Annotated in this window: 12 protein-coding genes; 6 read left to right on the top strand and 6 right to left on the bottom strand. The window is 49.8% G+C overall.

From position 1 onward, the window contains the following. Positions 1 to 138: 138 nt before the first annotated feature. From GS601_RS01410 to murD, 5 genes are all read right to left on the bottom strand, one after another. The gene (locus tag GS601_RS01410) at positions 139 to 588 is read right to left on the bottom strand and encodes a hypothetical protein (protein ID WP_162421399.1); all 450 of its coding nucleotides are present in this window, start codon (positions 586 to 588) and stop codon (positions 139 to 141) included. Between the two features lie 291 nt (positions 589 to 879). Continuing rightward, positions 880 to 3,504 (bottom strand): ATP-dependent chaperone ClpB, encoded by a 2,625-nt coding sequence (gene clpB, locus GS601_RS01405; RefSeq protein ID WP_162421397.1) that lies wholly within the window; start codon positions 3,502 to 3,504, stop codon positions 880 to 882. A gap of 373 nt (positions 3,505 to 3,877) precedes the next feature. Further along, entirely contained in the window at positions 3,878 to 7,045 is a 3,168-nt protein-coding gene (locus GS601_RS01400) for an efflux RND transporter permease subunit (protein ID WP_162421395.1), read from the bottom strand. 186 nt (positions 7,046 to 7,231) lie between these two features. Continuing rightward, the gene (locus GS601_RS01395) at positions 7,232 to 8,566 is read right to left on the bottom strand and encodes an efflux RND transporter periplasmic adaptor subunit (protein WP_162421393.1); all 1,335 of its coding nucleotides are present in this window, start codon (positions 8,564 to 8,566) and stop codon (positions 7,232 to 7,234) included. A gap of 608 nt (positions 8,567 to 9,174) precedes the next feature. Further along, complete coding sequence (gene murD, locus GS601_RS01390) at positions 9,175 to 10,536, bottom strand: UDP-N-acetylmuramoyl-L-alanine--D-glutamate ligase (protein WP_162421391.1); 1,362 nt, start codon at positions 10,534 to 10,536, stop codon at positions 9,175 to 9,177. Positions 10,537 to 10,657: 121 nt separating this feature from the next. Here murD and GS601_RS23480 point away from each other — a divergent pair, with 121 nt between their 5' ends. Both GS601_RS23480 and GS601_RS01380 read left to right on the top strand, forming a co-directional pair. Continuing rightward, complete coding sequence (locus GS601_RS23480; protein WP_162421389.1) at positions 10,658 to 10,843, top strand: DUF6888 family protein; 186 nt, start codon at positions 10,658 to 10,660, stop codon at positions 10,841 to 10,843. Between the two features lie 10 nt (positions 10,844 to 10,853). After that, positions 10,854 to 11,027 carry a DUF6887 family protein gene (locus GS601_RS01380; RefSeq protein WP_202924773.1) on the top strand — a complete coding sequence of 58 codons (174 nt, stop codon included), beginning with the start codon at positions 10,854 to 10,856 and terminating at the stop codon, positions 11,025 to 11,027. Here the strand turns inward: GS601_RS01380 and glyS are convergent. Next, complete coding sequence (glyS, locus tag GS601_RS01375) at positions 11,024 to 13,162, bottom strand: glycine--tRNA ligase subunit beta (protein WP_162421387.1); 2,139 nt, start codon at positions 13,160 to 13,162, stop codon at positions 11,024 to 11,026. The two genes, GS601_RS01380 and glyS, sit on opposite strands and share 4 nt — an antisense overlap. A 108-nt stretch (positions 13,163 to 13,270) precedes the next feature. Between glyS and GS601_RS01370 the strand changes: the two genes are divergently transcribed. From GS601_RS01370 to GS601_RS01355, 4 genes are all read left to right on the top strand, one after another. Further along, positions 13,271 to 14,011, top strand: coding sequence for a Uma2 family endonuclease (locus GS601_RS01370; RefSeq protein ID WP_162421385.1), 741 nt, complete (start codon positions 13,271 to 13,273; stop codon positions 14,009 to 14,011). A 124-nt stretch (positions 14,012 to 14,135) separates the two neighbouring features. After that, entirely contained in the window at positions 14,136 to 15,185 is a 1,050-nt protein-coding gene (locus tag GS601_RS01365) for an ABC transporter permease (RefSeq protein WP_162421383.1), read from the top strand. Positions 15,186 to 15,250: 65 nt separating this feature from the next. Beyond that, positions 15,251 to 15,556, top strand: coding sequence for a hypothetical protein (locus tag GS601_RS01360; RefSeq protein WP_162421381.1), 306 nt, complete (start codon positions 15,251 to 15,253; stop codon positions 15,554 to 15,556). Between the two features lie 178 nt (positions 15,557 to 15,734). After that, positions 15,735 to 16,106 carry a hypothetical protein gene (locus tag GS601_RS01355; RefSeq protein ID WP_162421379.1) on the top strand — a complete coding sequence of 124 codons (372 nt, stop codon included), beginning with the start codon at positions 15,735 to 15,737 and terminating at the stop codon, positions 16,104 to 16,106. Positions 16,107 to 16,173: the final 67 nt, after the last annotated feature.

Genomic DNA, 16,173 nt, shown 5'->3' with positions numbered 1-16,173 from the left:
ATTATGGCAAAAATGGACGAGTTGTTAACAGTTAATAACCAAATCAATAAACAGCGGAATGAACAGCAAAATCGCTTTCATTCCGCTAGTTTCTCGATCAATTCTTCCATTAATTAAAAACTGATAGAGAATCAATATCTAGTTGCTAAAAGCACCCTTGATGTTATCGATCGCACTTTCGACAGCGTTCTTGGTGTTATCGATTGCGCCCTGAGTCCGGGCAGCATCTTCTTCTGCTCTTTTCTCAATGCGAGCCGCATCTTTCTTGGCTTTGCGCTCAACAAAGCTCCCATCGCCATCAGTTGCGTTTTCAACTCGCTTGGCATTGCTTTTTGCAGTTTGCTCAACCTTATCTGCCGCATCGCGAACAAATCCTTTCGTTTCTCTGGCGTCTTTGGCAGCTTTATTTTGAGCCTGGCTGCCTGCGTCTGACGATGCGATTAGCATATCAGCAGGAGCCGCGATCGCAGCCATATTTGAGAAAAACGCACCCTGCCAAACGAAGGCGATCGCAAAGAGGCAAAACAGGGTAGTTGCCATCCAGCGCGCTACCGTTGACATCTGCTTTGCAAAATAATTCAGTTTCATAGACTACAATCTCCGTAAGATTTATGACTCTATTTTTACTTGATCTGACTTATGGGTCATATCGCTCCCCAGACAGAGGTTCTGTTGTCGAAAGTTGTTATGCAGATTCTTTCTTTTGACAGGTTAAATAAATGACCGCAAAGTGCTGCTTAATTCATACTCAATTCAATTGTTTGGTGAGCCAGTTATTAATTGCACTACATCGTAATTTGCCCCCTCTTAAAAGAGAGGGCAAAAGAACAAGGGCAACCATGTCTTGTATGACAGGATGAAAGAAGCAGATTAACTCAACTACTGCGTCGTTAGCACTTCAGAAGGCAATCGCTTAAACTCTAACCGCTCGGTTTCACCGACATCTACAAAGATAGTATCGCCAGTCGTATATTCGCCCCGGAGAATTTGCTTTGCGATCGCAGTTTCCAACTCTCGCTGAATTGCCCGTTTTAGCGGACGCGCTCCATAGACCGGATCGAAGCCCAAATCTGCCAAGAAATCGAGCGCCGCATCCGACAACTTAAGCGACATCTTGCGCTCTGCCAACCGCTGCTCCAACCGCTTGATCTGAATCTTGATAATTTCGCGGAGTTCAGATTTCTGCAAGCTGTGGAAGATAATGGTGTCATCGATTCGGTTCAAAAATTCTGGACGGAACGTTGATCGCATCGCCTCCATCACCCGCGATCGCATCTCTTCATAACGAGCATCATCGCCGCCATACTCCAGGATATACTGCGAACCAATGTTTGATGTCATGATGATGATTGTGTTTTTGAAGTCTACCGTGCGACCTTGAGAATCAGTAACGCGACCATCATCAAGAATTTGCAGCATCACGTTAAACACATCGGGATGCGCTTTTTCAATCTCATCAAACAAAATCACCGAATAGGGACGCCGCCGAATTGCTTCGGTAAGTTGCCCGCCTTCTTCGTAGCCTACATAGCCCGGAGGCGCACCGATCAACCGAGAAACCGCGTGCTTCTCCATATATTCCGACATATCGATTCGCACCATGGCTTCTTCGGTGTCGAACAGGAAGGACGCCAGCGCTTTGGCAAGTTCGGTTTTACCAACCCCCGTCGGACCTAAGAAGATAAAACTTGCCGTGGGGCGGTTTGGGTCGGCAAGTCCTGCGCGCGATCGCTGAATCGCATCCGCCACGGCAGTCACCGCTTCATCTTGCCCAATCACGCGCTGATGCAGCACATCTTCCAGTTTCAGAAGTTTCTGCATCTCCGATTCAACGAGTTTGCTCACCGGAATGCCCGTCCATTTAGAAATGATTTCGGCAATATCCGATTCGGTCACTTCCTCGCGCAGCAAAGTTTTTCCGCTTTTCTGCGTCTGCGAAAGTTGGGTCTCTGCTTCTTGCAATCGGCGGTTGAGATCGGTGAGTTTGCCGTACTTCAACTCGGCGGCGCGGTTGAGATCGTAATCGCGTTCGGCTTGCTGAATCTCGATATTGACCCGCTCAATTTCTTCTTTCAGCGTCCGCAACTGATCGATAATGCCTTTCTCAGCCTGCCATTGGGCGTTAAATCGGCTCTGCTCTTCTTTGAGATCAGCAAGTTCTCGATCAAGCCGTTCTAAGCGATCGCGCGATGCCGGGTCATATTCATTTTTTAGCGACAGGCGCTCCATTTCCATTTGCAGAATCTTACGATCGACTTCATCCAACTCTTCAGGTTTGGACGTAATTTCCATTTTGAGTTTGGCTGCCGCTTCGTCTACCAGGTCGATGGCTTTGTCGGGCAAGAAGCGATCGCTGATATAGCGGGCAGACAAGGTTGCCGCCGCGACCAACGCGCCATCGGAAATCTTCACATTGTGGTGGATCTCGTAGCGATCTTTCAAACCGCGCAAGATCGAAATGGTGTCTTCTATATCCGGCTGATCGATGTACACCTGTTGAAATCGCCGTTCGAGGGCAGCATCTTTTTCAATGTACTTGCGATACTCATCAATCGTCGTTGCCCCAATGCAGCGCAACTCTCCCCGCGCCAGCATCGGCTTCAGCAGGTTTCCGGCATCCATGGCACCTTGGGTTGCCCCAGCCCCCACGACGGTATGAATTTCGTCGATAAATAAAATAATTGCGCCACGCGAGTCGGTTACTTCTTTAAGCACCGCTTTTAGGCGCTCCTCAAACTCGCCGCGATATTTTGCTCCCGCAATCAGGGCCCCCATATCCAAGGCAATCAGCTTGCGATCGCGCAACGATTCTGGCACATCCCCATTGATGATCCGTTGAGCAAGACCTTCCGCGATCGCGGTTTTACCCACCCCCGGTTCACCGATCAGCACTGGATTGTTTTTGGTGCGCCGAGACAAAATTTGAATCGTGCGACGAATTTCGTCATCCCGCCCGATCACCGGATCGAGTTTGCCTTGCCGAGCATACTCGGTCAAATCGCGTCCATACTTTTCTAACGATTCGTACTTATTTTCAGGCGTTTGATCTGTCACTTTTTGATTACCCCGAACCTGCGCGATCGCATCATTTAGTTTCGTTTCATCGACTTTAAACTCGGTGAGCAATGCTCTGCCAAACCGCTCATCTTTGGCATAGCCTAGCAGCATATGCTCTATAGAAATAAAATCATCGCCAAATTGTTTGCGGTAATCTTCAGATCGATCAAGCAACGTATCGGCACTGCGCCCCAAATAAACAGATGACCCGCTGCCAGATACCTTGGGCTGGCGGTTGATGTATTCATCGGCGCGATCGCGCAACTGCTGTACATTCACACCAAGCTTGTTAAAAATGCTGGTGGCGAGTCCATCTTGTTCAAGCAGTGCCTTGAGCAAATGTTCCGTTTCGATCTGCTGCTGCTGCGATTGCTTGACAATTTCTGGAGTGCGAACGATCGCTTCCCAGGCTTTTTCGGTAAATTTATTGGGATCGGTTGGCTGCATCGCGTTCCCCTCTGTCGTCACGTCTAGATCTCGATACCGCTATTGTAGAGAAGCTAGCGCCATTGGGAAGATCGGTGTTTACACCTCTTCAAAGGGAAATTGCCGAAACTCAGGTGCTCAGCAGATTTATATCGAACCCTTTTTTTTACAGCGTTACGGTAGAGCCGACCATCTAGTGCCCAAAGTTCTGCGTTTGGATACTGCTTGATGGGTAAATTGATCCAGTCGAAAGCCAAGCTGATTGAGCCTTAGAACGGGCAACAGATGTGTTAAATATCTAGACTGTTTCGCTTTCAAAAGCACTCCAAGTTACCAGTAAATTTAATGTTGAGTTGTTTGGGTTTAGCAACTTCAGCCCTTCTGCGATCGCACCCTAATATCGATCCGAGGAAGTAACTTCGGGCGTCTCTTCTAGGGGTTGCGGCACCGCTTTACGACCCCGGAACCGCGACAATAGCGACACAATCACAATATAAAGAATCGGCGTGATAAACAAGCTCAAGAACGTCGCTACAAACATGCCGCCAAACACGGCTGTTCCTAACGACTGACGGCTTCCTGCCCCGGCTCCTGTGGCAATGACCAACGGAAAAATGCCGAGCAAGGTCGATAGAGCCGTCATCAGAATGGGGCGTAACCGCTCTTGAGCCGCATCTAACGCCGCGTTGGTAATCGACAACCCTTTGCCCCGCAATTGATTGGCAAACTCAACAATCAAAATCGAATTTTTGCTCGATAAGCCAATCAGCATCACTAGCCCAATCTGACAGTAAATGTCGTTTTGCAGCCCGCGCAAAGATTGAGCGAGCAACGCCCCTAGAATTGCTAAGGGAACGGCTAACAAAATGATGATCGGATCGACATAGTTTTCGTACTGCGCCGCCAAGACCAAAAACACCAGCACCAGCCCCAACCCAAAGATCAATGGGGCTTGTGATCCAGACTCAATTTCATCGAGAGACAAGCCCGACCATTCATAGCTAAATCCGGCAGGTAACGATTGGGCAACCTCCTGCATTTTTGCGATCGCATCTCCTGAGCTATAGCCTGGGGCAGGGTTGCCCGTAATTTCGACCGCCCGAAACAGATTATAGTGCGTGATGGTTTGAGGAGATGTCGTTGGGGTCAGCGTTACTAGATTGCTGAGCGGAATCATTTGATCGGTTGCCGATCGCACGTAAAGCTGATTGATGTCTTCTGGCTTAGTGCGATATTGCTGATCGGCTTGCACATACACGCGATAATTGCGCTGCTCTAACGTGAAATCATTCACATATTGAGACCCGATCGCCGTTTGCAGCGTCTGCAAAATATCGCCTACCGAAACCCGCAGCGATTCAGCCATCTCGCGATTGATGTCGATCTGATACTTCGGGGAGTTGGCAGAAAATGTACTAAATACGCCCTGGAGTCCTTCGGTTTGGTTGGCTTGCCCTAGCACCTGCCCCAAGGTTTGCACCAATCCGTCTAGTTCACCGCCACTGCGCCGATCTTGCAGTTTTAGGGTAAAGCCACCAAAGTTACCCAACCCCTGCACGACCGGGGGGTTGATGGGCAAAATCAGAGCTTCTGGAATCGTCGAGAGTTCCGCAGTTAAGGTCTGAATCAAGGCTTGAATCGATTGATCTTTGCCTCTACGCTCTGCCCAAGGTTTTAGCGTCGTAAAAATAATTCCCGTATTAGAGGAGTTGCCGCTAAAGCTAAATCCTCCCACTGCAAAGGTTCCTACCACTTCATCGAGGGGCAGCAGTTTCTCTTCGATTTTGCGAATGGCTGTATCGGTGTAGCTAAGCGAAACGCCTTCCGGAGCCTGAACGATCGTAATGAAATAGCCCTGATCTTCTTCGGGCAAAAAGCCAGTGGGAACCTGAATGTAAAGCAGGGCTGTAATGCCCAGCAGCACAACAAAGACTCCGACAACCAAACCTTTAACCTGGACAAGGTAGCCCAGAATCGACTGATGACCCCGCCGCAGCCAGTCTAGCCCTCGATTGAACCGGATGAAAAACCAGTTTGCCCATCGGGGAGGATGCTGATCTCGACGCAATAACAACCCCGCGAGGGAGGGCGTTAGCGTCAAGGCTAGAAAGGTTGAAACGGCGATCGAAAAGGCGATCGTTAGCGCAAACTGGCGATAGAAGGCTCCGGTAATGCCAGGAAAAAAGGCGACCGGAACAAAGACCGCCATCAACACAAGAGACGTGGCAACGACGGCGCTCGATAGTTCTTGCATGGCTGCGATCGCAGCTTGGCGCGGGCGCATCCCTTGCTCTTTGATTTTTTTACCAATATCCTCGACCACCACGATCGCATCGTCAACCACCATCCCCGTGGCTAGGGTCAGCCCAAACAGCGTTAACGAATTAATGGAAAATCCGAAACCCCGAATGAATAGAAAGGTGCCGATCAACGCTGCCGGAATTGTAATCGATGGAATTAACGTGGTTCGCCAATCTTGAAGAAAAAGAAAGATGATCAAAATTACCAAGGCAACAGCAATGAAGAGGGTGATGATCACTTCCTCTAGAGAGGCTCTCACAAAACTTGTTGTGTCAAACGCAACTTCATACTTGATCCCTGGGGGAAACGTGGTTTGCAACCGAGCCATTTCCGCCTTGACCTGATCGGCAACCTCAAGAGCATTGCTGTTGGACAATTGAGAGACTCCGATTCCTACAGCATCCTGCCCTCGGTAGCGCAAAAACGAGCCATAGTTTTCTGCTCCCAGTTCCACCCGTCCCACATCTTTGAGGCGAACCAGCGAACCATTGTCCTCGGCTCTGAGAATTAGGTTCTCAAACTGCGACGGCTCGGTAAATTGAGTCCGCGCTTCTAAATCAATCTGGTACTCCAGATTATCTCGAACTGGGGGTTGCCCGAGTTGCCCGACTCCTACCTGCACGTTTTGGTCACTGAGCGCATTCACTACATCTTGCGGGGTGAGGCTGCGAGCAGCTAGCCGGGGCGGATCGAGCCACAGCCGCATGGCATATTGCCGTTCGCCAAAAAGTTGCACTTCAGCAACGCCTTGAATTCTCCGGATCGCGTCGATCACGTAGCGATCGACATAGTTGCTCAGAAAGAGGGGTTCGTACGCGTTATTTTCAGCAAAGATGCCGATCGCCAGCAGGAATCCGCTATTGCTGCGGTTCACCGATATGCCCGTGCGCTGCACCGATTCGGGCAGTTGTGGTTCGGCGCGAGATACGCGGTTTTGCACATCGATCGCGGCTAAATCTTCGTTGCGATCGCTCTCAAAGGTGGCGGTGATCGTACTCGTTCCTGAGTTGCTGCTGCTCGACTCAAGATAGCGCAGCCCTTCCACCCCGTTAATTTCTCGCTCAATAATGTTGGTCACCGTGTTCTCCACCACTTCTGCACTCGCCCCGGTGTAGTTTGAGGTGACCACAACTTGAGTGGGCGCAACTTTGGGATATTGCGCGATCGGTAACGTCGGGATGCTCGCTGCACCCAACAGCACGATGATAATGGCACAAACGGAAGCGAAAACAGGTCGTCTAATAAAAAATTCAGCAAACATAATCGCTTAGGGGGTCGTAGTGGAGAGACGAGTAATTCACCCAATTCAGGCTGACGGTTGACTTGTTTTTCCGTGCAAAGCGTTGCTAAAGCCGTTCCTTGCTTCTCCTGGTATGAGTTAACTCTTCGGGTTCATTGGCGGCGGTTCAACGTTTGCGACGGGAGCGATCGCAGCTTGGTTGAGACCCTATTGCTGAGGATTAATGGGCGCACCATTCATCAGACCCAACGTTCCAGACACCACAATTTGCTCACCAGCTTGCACTCCATCTAGTACCTGATAGCGGTTTCCTTGCAGTGCGCCCAATTTGACAGGGCGCTGCTCAGCCACAAGGGGTGGTTGTCCCTCTGCTTGCTGTTGCTTTGCCACAAATACAAACGGCTGTCCGGCAAACCGCGACACTGCCGTTGTGGGAACTAAAACGCCAGGTTTTTCGCTCCACACCACCCGCGATCGCACAAATTGGTTGTCTCGCAGTTGCCCTTGAGCATTGTTAAACACAGCTTTGGCGAGAATGCTTTGAGCAGCGGCTTGCACGCGCGACTCAACAAAACTAATCTGCCCCACTCCCAACGGTTTGCCCTGGGCATCACTGAGTTCTACTCGCAGCCCAGGTCGCAGCACCGACGATCGCTCCACCGGAATGGACAGCCGTAACTCCAATTGGTTGTTTTGCGTCAGCGTCCCCATAACGTCCTCTGTGGCGACAAATTCCCCAACCTTCACTGGAATATCGCCGACCGTACCTGCAAACGGGGCGGTCACGGTGTTGTTTTGCAGGGTTGCTTGGGCAGCGTCTACTTGCGCCTGTGCTTGCTGGACAGCCGATTCCGATTCAGACAATCTGGCACGAGCCGCCTCAATCCGCTGATTTGCTGCGTTGAGACGCGCGATCGCGCTCCTGCGATCGCGCTCCCGAATATCCAGTTCTGATCGCGAAACCGCCCCTGCCCGAAACAGTTGCAGCCGCCGCTGATATTCTGCATTTTGCAGATCTACCTCTGCGATCGCTTCTCCCCGGCCTGCCTGGAGCGCCTGTAATTCCTGATTTGCGGTGCTGCGAGCCGCTCGCGCCGAATTGACAGCCGCTTGAGAACTGGCAACCTCTGCCTGCCTTACATCCGGGTTGAGTTGAATCAAGCGTGCGCCAGTTTCCACGCGATCGCCAGCCTGCACAAAAATTTGACTGACTCGCCCGCTCACTTCTGGTCTAAGCTGTACCGAGTTTAAGGAGTCAAGATTGCCGACAAACTCTGAGGTTTCTTGTACCGTTCCGGTATCAAGCGTTTCGAGAGAGACGGCTGATGCACGGGCTGCATCTGGCGGAGCTTGGGCGGCAGATTGGCGACCTTGCCACCAGCGCCACCCAAAACCAAGCCCAGCCAGCAAAAGTGCCAGCCCGATAAGGCTAAACCAAAATGTTTTTCGATGCGGATGACGAAGCTGAGGAATCGAAGAAGATTCGTGGTGATCAGCATCTGAGGTAGGCGTAGCGCGATCGGGAGAATCTGCTGGCATCATGATGGTGATCAATAATTAAGGGCGGAACTGCAAAGATCGCTCACTTACCGAAATGACGTAACTTGAATGATGAAAAAACGGGTTGGCGTGAAAATATAGTACGTGTAAGAAATTTAGGGTCTGTCAAATTATAGAGGAAAGCTCTTCTAAAAAGCTATCGATTGCTGCCTGCCTTGTAAAGTATGCAGCCGTTTGTTGGGTATCGAAATAGAAGCTAGATGCAGTGCCCAATTGAGGGGTTATTGTTCTAAACGTAATACCAAATTAATCTGTCAAGGCTAGAGATGTGCGATCTCCCCCAACCCCTCCTGAGTCAGGAGAGGAGCCAGAAAGTCTCTCCTGACCATGGGGGTCGAGGATCTGTCGCAGTGAACAATCAATTTGGTACAACCTTAAAAGAGCAGCGGCTTGCACCCCCTTTTAAGCAACCGTCATGAAGAAGCCACTTCAAAATCTGTCCCAAGGTGTATAGATAAATTAGAGGGATGGCAGGACTATAGGGTTGTGAGGAGTTAAAGAGCGAAATAGAAAAGCAGAAAAGCCTTTGGAGTCGAAACACGGACAGACGCCCAGGGGTTTTTCTCTTTTATCAGGCAACTGCGTTAGTCCTAAAGCATTTCTAAACATAACTGTCGGAAGTGATCCCCGCGTTGCTCGAAGTTGGGATATTTGTCAAAACTGGCGCACGCAGGCGAAAACAAGACGACCTGAGCAGAATATTGTTTTGCCACCTCTCGCGATCGCTCTACTGCCCGCTCCATCGTTTCTACAATTTCATAGGTGGAATATCCAATGTCATCGAGCCGTTTTGCAAAGGTAGGAGCCGCTTCGCCAATCAGCAGTACGGCGGCGGCGTTGCGTTGAATCACCTTGAGCCAGGCGTGATCGTTGCCAACTTTCGGCTCACCGCCAGCGATCAAAATGGCGGGACGTTTAACCGCCGACAATCCAACTTCGGCAGCATCATAATTTGTGGCTTTGCTGTCATTGATAAAATCGATGCCATTCCAGGTGCAAACCTGTTCCAATCGATGAGCCACACCCGGAAATTCTGCAACGGCTGTTGCGATCGCATCATTCTCCACACCCGATAAATGCGCTGCCGCCACTGACATCAAAAGATTTTGCAAATTGTGCGCTCCTGGCATCCGCAGTGCATCCGCCCGAACGATTTGCTGATCTGCCATGATCACCCAACCGTCTTCAATATACGCACCGAGTTCGGACTTGCCCAACAATTTAGATTTGCCGTTCACACTCGTCCAACACGCCTCAGCGTGAACGGGATAGCTGTGCTGAAGTCCAATGTTGCGTAGGTAAGGATCATCTCCGTTGAGGATTTGAATGTCGGATTGTTGGAGCAAGTGAGCTTTGAGATTGAAATAGTTTTCTAGGGTTTTATGACGGGCAAGATGGTCAGGTGTGAAGGTTGTCCAGATGCCGATTTTAGGCGCGATCGCAGGAGAAGATTCGATCTGATAGCTGCTGAGTTCTGCGATCGCATAGTCTGGTTTTTGCTCCAATAGCGCGACTTCACAGGCGGCATAGCCAATGTTGCCAAACGCAGGCGCACGGCACCCTGCCGTCTCAAAAATTGCGGCGGTTAGCGCTGTCGTCGTCGTTTTGCCATTGGTGCCCGTAATTGCAACCCACGGGCAGAATTGAAGATAGCGCCACGCGAGTTCCATCTCTCCGATCGTGTCGATCCCCAACTCTCGCGCCTTGACCAAACTCGGAAGATCCCACGGCACCCCCGGACTGACCACAATTAACTCTGGCTTGGTAGATTCTGGATCAAAGGTATCGCCAAGCTGAACGTTAATTCCTTCAGAGAGAAAATCGTGTTGCTGTTGGTGCAATGCCGCAGAGGTGCCGCGATCGCTAATCGTAACTTGCCATCCTTCTCGGTTGAGCAATCGAGCGGCGGCATTCCCAGATTTTCCTAAACCAATTACAGAAGCGCTAGGCATCGTCAACAGGGGCGAGAAATTTGCACTCTTTATCGTACTGCCTAAAGATTCATTACAGTTCATAGGATTGTGACATGGTATTTCCTACACGTATAATTTACTCGTTAGAATGTAACGACCAATGTACCCAACCGCTAAGCAAGAAGCGAAATGTTTTATTCTCTGCCAACGAATTACCGCTATGTTTCTCCCGATCTGGATTGTTAGACTCGATGAGCGAAACGGAGAAATCTTTATTTTGGCAGGAGAAGAAATGGCAATTGTGATCAACCCTGATGGAGAGTGGGAATTTGATAATGAAGCCTAACTTTAAAATAATGAGTATCCCTGAGTTGAAAGCGTATTTGCTAGAAAACCGTAACGATGGGGAAGCCATTCACGCGATCATCGAAAAGATTCATCTGAATCCCAACACCCAACGCTATTCGGCAGAAGATGCCGATCGCTTGCCCGAAATTTACGAAGAGCATCGCAAACGGCGGGGAGCTTAGGAAGCTTGTTTCGCAATGGCTCCAAAATCCGCTAATACGCGCCCGTGATTGCGGAGAATTCCGAGTAGGTTCAAGCGATTCTGTTTGATATCAGGATCGTCATCCATCACCAGTACGCTATCTTCACCATCAAAAAAGCGGCTGACTGTAGGTGCGCTCTGGCTAAGAGCGTCGATCAGTTTGGCATAGTCTGCGTGCCCTTGCATGGTTTGGTTTAACTGCTGCAAAGCATCGTAGAACGCTTTCTCGGAATTCTTTTGGAATAGATCAGGGCGAACAACAGCGGTTGGATCAAGCTGTTGAGTGTCTAAGTTGCCTTGAGCGGCGAGGCGAGAGGCGCGGTTTACGGTTTCGTAGATGGCAGACAAGCGCCCGTCGTTGCGAATCGTTTGGAGGAATGAGGCGCGATCGCGCACGTCCAACAAATTAGACAACGCCCGCTCTGTATACGCCTGGTCGTTCTCACCCAACACCGCATTCACTAAGTCATAATCAATGGTTCGATCTTCACGCAGCAATGTTTCAACTCGTTGCAAGAAGAACTCTTTTAGCTGTTTCAGCAGATCTTCAGGCGTGAGTTTGAGTTGGTCAGAAGTAGTTACGATCGCGTCCAGCAGTTCGTTGAGATTGAGATTGAGATTGGCTGCCCAGGTGATGTTGACGATCGCGGTTGCTGCCCGCCGCAACGCAAACGGATCAGATGACCCGGACGGAATCAGTCCTAGCCCAAAAATTCCAACGAGGGTATCCAAGCGATCGGCAAGACCAACCACTTGCCCGACAATTGTTTGAGGCAACGCATCGCCTGCGCCTTTGGGCAAATAATGTTCTGAAATTGCAACGGCAACCGCTTCGGGTTCACCGCTCGATCGCGCATATTTCTCACCCATGACGCCCTGCAATTCAGGAAATTCTCCCACCATTTGCGTCACGAGATCGGCTTTACACAAGAGTGCGGCGCGTTGAATGTGCGTTGAAGTCTCGCCTGTGATGTTTAGTTGAGTAGCGAGTTGAGATGCGATCGCACCAATTCGATCCACCTTCGATCTTACCGATCCGAGATCCGCTTGAAAGGTCACCGTTTCGAGTTTAGGTAAGTAGCTTTCGAGCGGCACTTTGCGATCGGCGTCAAAGAAAAATTTGCCATCCGATAACCGCGCTCGAATCACTCGTTCGTTTCCCGCCGCAATAATATCTGCCTTTTTTGGATCGCCATTAGAGGCCGTAATAAAATAGGGGAGTAACTCCTTCGAGCCTTTCTGACAAACCGGAAAATAGCGCTGGTGACTTTCCATTTCTGTTGTTACCACTTCTGACGGAATCTCTAAAAATTCTGCATCAAATTTGCCAACAACCGCAGACGGATATTCGACCAAATTCGTCACTTCACGCAACAGATCGGGGTTCACGATCGCAATGCCTCCAACCTGTTCTGCGGCGGCTCGCACTTGAGACTCAATCGTGGTTTGTCGCTGCTGAGGATCGACATTGACAAACGCAGACGCCAACGTAGAAACATACGCTTCTGCATTGGGAATCGAAACAGGATTTGGATGCAAAACGCGATGCCCTAAAGATTGGCGACTGCTGTGATAAGAAATGGAATGACTAACAATCGCGATCGGTAAAACCTCATCATCGATCAATGCGACTAACCATCGAATCGGACGAGAGAACTTTAAATCTCCATCGCTCCAACGCATGAAGCGCTTGCCGTCGAGTCCGGTAATCCATTGGGGAACCTGTTCGGTGAAGAGGTCTGCGATCGCACGTCCTTTAATCCGTTTCTGCACAAAGACAAAATCGCCCTTTTCCGTCGGGCGGATTTCCAACGCATCGAGGGAAACGCCTTGCTTCTGAGCAAAGCCTTCTGCCGCTTTGGTCGGCTGTCCATCTTTGAAGGCTGTTTTTGCCGGAGGCCCTTTCACTTCTTCATCTTGGTCAGGCTGCTGACTCGGCAACCCTTTGATCAAAACCGCCAAGCGGCGCGGCGTCCCGTAATATTCGATTGCCTCTGAGGTGAGATTGAGTTCCGTCAGAAGTTTTGGAAGGCGCGATCGCCACTGATTTAGCGCCTCATCGACAAAACGTGCAGGTAATTCTTCTGTCCCAACTTCGAGTAAAAATGACGGCATGATTCTTCAGTCTCTAGAGGCAAGATAATTCGCAAATTAATCAATTTCACTAGTTTACCGCGTAGGATGAAGGGTGAAGATACGGTCTTGTTTTTGGAGGCAGTGGCTATGGTATTAGACCTGCGATCGACCCAATCAGACATCATCTATCCAGACAGCGACGGGCAACCGATGGCAGACAATACAAAGCAGTTTGAGTACATTGTTTACATCAAAAAAGGACTCGACTGGATTTTTGCCAACCATCCAGACGTGTTTGTGGGCGGCGATTTGTTGTGGTATCCGGTTGAGGGAAACAACAAGCTACGACAAGCCCCAGATGTCATGGTGGTGTTTGGCAGACCCAAGGGCGATAGAGGCAGCTATCAGCAGTGGAGAGAAGAAGGCATTCCGCCGCAAGTTGTGTTTGAAATTATCTCGCCTGGAAATACGGTTCCTGAGATGAATCGCAAACATCTGTTTTATGAGCGTTATGGCGTCGAAGAATATTACTTATACGATCCCGATCGCCTCAATTTGGCAGGCTATCTGCGAGTTGAAGATACGCTAGAAGAAATCGACGCCATGGCTCAATGGATTAGCCCTCGCTTGCGGGTTCGATTTGAGTTAAACGACGCGGGAAAACTTACACTCTATCGACCCGACGACCAGCCGTTTGAAACTTATGAAGAAGTTGCTACCCGCGCCGAGCAAGAACGTCAACGCGCCGAGCAAGAACGTCAACGCGCCGAGCAAGAACGCCAACGCGCCGAACAAGAACATCAACGGGCAGAAGATGCCGAAGCGAGAGCGAGCCTTCTAGAAGAACGGCTCAGAGCCGCAGGTATCGATCCTGCCGACTTGAAATAGAAACTCTTCTGCTAAGCTCGCCGCTTTCCTGCTCATCGACATCAAATCGATTGAGCTAGATTCAATTAGGAAAGAGCGATCGTGGCTATAATCACTATTCATCCCCCCATCTTGCAGCCTGGCAATGACAACTTCTCCCCGTAGAACTTTTAAATCTGGCATAGATCGATTGGTAGACGCGATCGCAAGCGAAACAACGGTCTATGTCATCAAACGGCTATTACAAGCTCTCCTTACCCTCTTCCTTGCCTCAGCGCTCAGTTTCTTCATTATTCAGCTTGCACCCGGAGACTACCTCGACACCCTGCGAGAAAATCCTAAAATCTCTCCCGAACGGATTGAGCAACTCAGACGGCAATTTTTGCTAGATAAATCTTGGATCGAGCAGTATTTTCGCTGGGTGTGGAACATTGTCACCCAAGGCGATTTTGGCACCAGCTTTGTCTACAATCGCTCGGTCGTTTCGCTCCTGTGGGAACGGGTTCCGGCAACGCTGCTGATTGCGTTGACCTCGCTGGTGTTAACCTGGGCGATCGCTATTCCGCTGGGGATTGTTGCGGCGATTTATCAACAGCGCTGGGTTGATCGAATTTTGCAAGTCATTAGCTACACCGGGCAAGGATTTCCGAGCTTTATTACGGCGTTGCTGCTGCTGATTTTGGCGCAAAATACGTCGCCTCTGTTTCCGGTCGGGGATATGACCAGTGTAGATTTCGCTGATTTAAACTGGTTTGGTAAGTTTCTCGATGTGGGTTGGCATGTCATCTTACCGACGATCGCGCTGAGTGTCACAAGTTTTGCTGGGTTACAGCGCATCATGCGGGGTCAATTGCTGGATGTGTTGCGGCAAGACTATATTCAAACGGCACGGGCAAAAGGCTTGCCAGAAAACCGAGTCATTTATGTTCACGCGCTGCGAAATGCGATTAATCCTTTGATCACGCTGCTGGGATTTGAGTTTGCAAGCCTGCTGAGCGGGGCGTTTATCATCGAATTTTTCTTCAACTGGCCGGGCTTAGGACGATTGATTCTTCAAGCAGTGCAGGCGCAAGATTTGTATCTGATCATGGCAAGTCTGATGATGGGTGCGGTGATGCTGATTGTGGGTAATTTGATTGCTGATCTGCTTTTGAAAGCGGTTGATCCTCGCATCAAATTAGCAGACATAAATTGATAGGGTTGGGTCACGTTGCCTAAATTTTGAATCATCTATATTTTCCTAACTATGCTTTCCTAACTATGTTTTCTCAAAGCTATTATTTGATTCGCTCTAGAATAGACGGGAGCTATCTAGCGGCTTATCCCAACCAAGCGGACGACGATCAGGCACGAGCACCCGCCGATGGCTATGTTTTGGTGTTTTCGGAACATGCAGACGGGTTGATGTACCTCAACAAGTTTGCGGCAGAGGTGCGCGATCGCTTTACGATCGAGTCGCTGCCAGGAGGGCAAATTGCCAGCGTTCTCAATCGTTGGGGATACAAAGGGCTGGGCATGGTCAACGATCCATTGCTACCCAGCGTTGATTTTCTATCGAAGGCATAATTAAACGGCGTCCTCATCCTCCATAAGGAGGGCAAGTAGTTTTTGCAAATTCATCCCCGTTACAGATGTGATGGAACCCTGTATTTTGAGTAGATGGATATAGATTAACTTCACCTCTAATTGTTTCTCGGTCATCGAGATTCTAGAGAGAAATCTATTGCCCTTTGGAGGATATTGTATGAAGTCTATGTTAAAAAAAGTACGTGCTTTACTCGTAGTTTCGATCTGTGCATTATTGGTGTTCTTAACGGTGATTCCGCCTGCTGCGATCGCCACTCCGATGAAAGGTGAAGCCAGCGAGACTGCCAAGATTTATGAGCAGACTGCGGTAGATGCGATCAACGAGGGGGGACCTAAATCTTTAGATAAGATTCAAGAAAGACAGTCTGGTGGATTGAACGAGATTCAAGGAACGGCTGGCTTTGACCAGCAAAAGCGCCCTAGCAACTCTCAAGGTGACACGATCGAGAGCAAGATCAAGCGCGGGCTGGATAAGGCTGAATCAAAAAGTAAGGATGCTGTAGAGTCGGCGAAGGATGTAGTCCGGTAAGCTGTCGCCTTTAGCTTGGCTTTTCAGGATTTGAGCCTGGTACGAGTTAGTAACTGTAAAGTCGGAG

This window comes from Myxacorys almedinensis A (assembly GCF_010091945.1).
GTDB lineage: Bacteria > Cyanobacteriota > Cyanobacteriia > Leptolyngbyales > Leptolyngbyaceae > Myxacorys > Myxacorys almedinensis.
This window is presented reverse-complemented; position numbering and strand designations above follow the sequence as displayed.

Excerpts from the sequence above, each read along its gene's own strand:
- GS601_RS01380 (WP_202924773.1), top strand. The coding sequence starts at position 10,854 with ATGAGTATCCCTGAGTTGAAAGCGTATTTGCTAGAAAACCGTAACGAT.
- GS601_RS01410 (WP_162421399.1), bottom strand. The coding sequence starts at position 588 with ATGAAACTGAATTATTTTGCAAAGCAGATGTCAACGGTAGCGCGCTGG.
- murD (WP_162421391.1), bottom strand. The coding sequence starts at position 10,536 with ATGCCTAGCGCTTCTGTAATTGGTTTAGGAAAATCTGGGAATGCCGCC.
- GS601_RS01360 (WP_162421381.1), top strand. The coding sequence starts at position 15,251 with ATGTTTTCTCAAAGCTATTATTTGATTCGCTCTAGAATAGACGGGAGC.
- GS601_RS01400 (WP_162421395.1), bottom strand. The coding sequence starts at position 7,045 with ATGTTTGCTGAATTTTTTATTAGACGACCTGTTTTCGCTTCCGTTTGT.
- GS601_RS01355 (WP_162421379.1), top strand. The coding sequence starts at position 15,735 with ATGAAGTCTATGTTAAAAAAAGTACGTGCTTTACTCGTAGTTTCGATC.
- glyS (WP_162421387.1), bottom strand. The coding sequence starts at position 13,162 with ATGCCGTCATTTTTACTCGAAGTTGGGACAGAAGAATTACCTGCACGT.
- GS601_RS01370 (WP_162421385.1), top strand. The coding sequence starts at position 13,271 with ATGGTATTAGACCTGCGATCGACCCAATCAGACATCATCTATCCAGAC.
- GS601_RS01395 (WP_162421393.1), bottom strand. The coding sequence starts at position 8,566 with ATGATGCCAGCAGATTCTCCCGATCGCGCTACGCCTACCTCAGATGCT.
- GS601_RS23480 (WP_162421389.1), top strand. The coding sequence starts at position 10,658 with ATGTACCCAACCGCTAAGCAAGAAGCGAAATGTTTTATTCTCTGCCAA.
- clpB (WP_162421397.1), bottom strand. The coding sequence starts at position 3,504 with ATGCAGCCAACCGATCCCAATAAATTTACCGAAAAAGCCTGGGAAGCG.
- GS601_RS01365 (WP_162421383.1), top strand. The coding sequence starts at position 14,136 with ATGACAACTTCTCCCCGTAGAACTTTTAAATCTGGCATAGATCGATTG.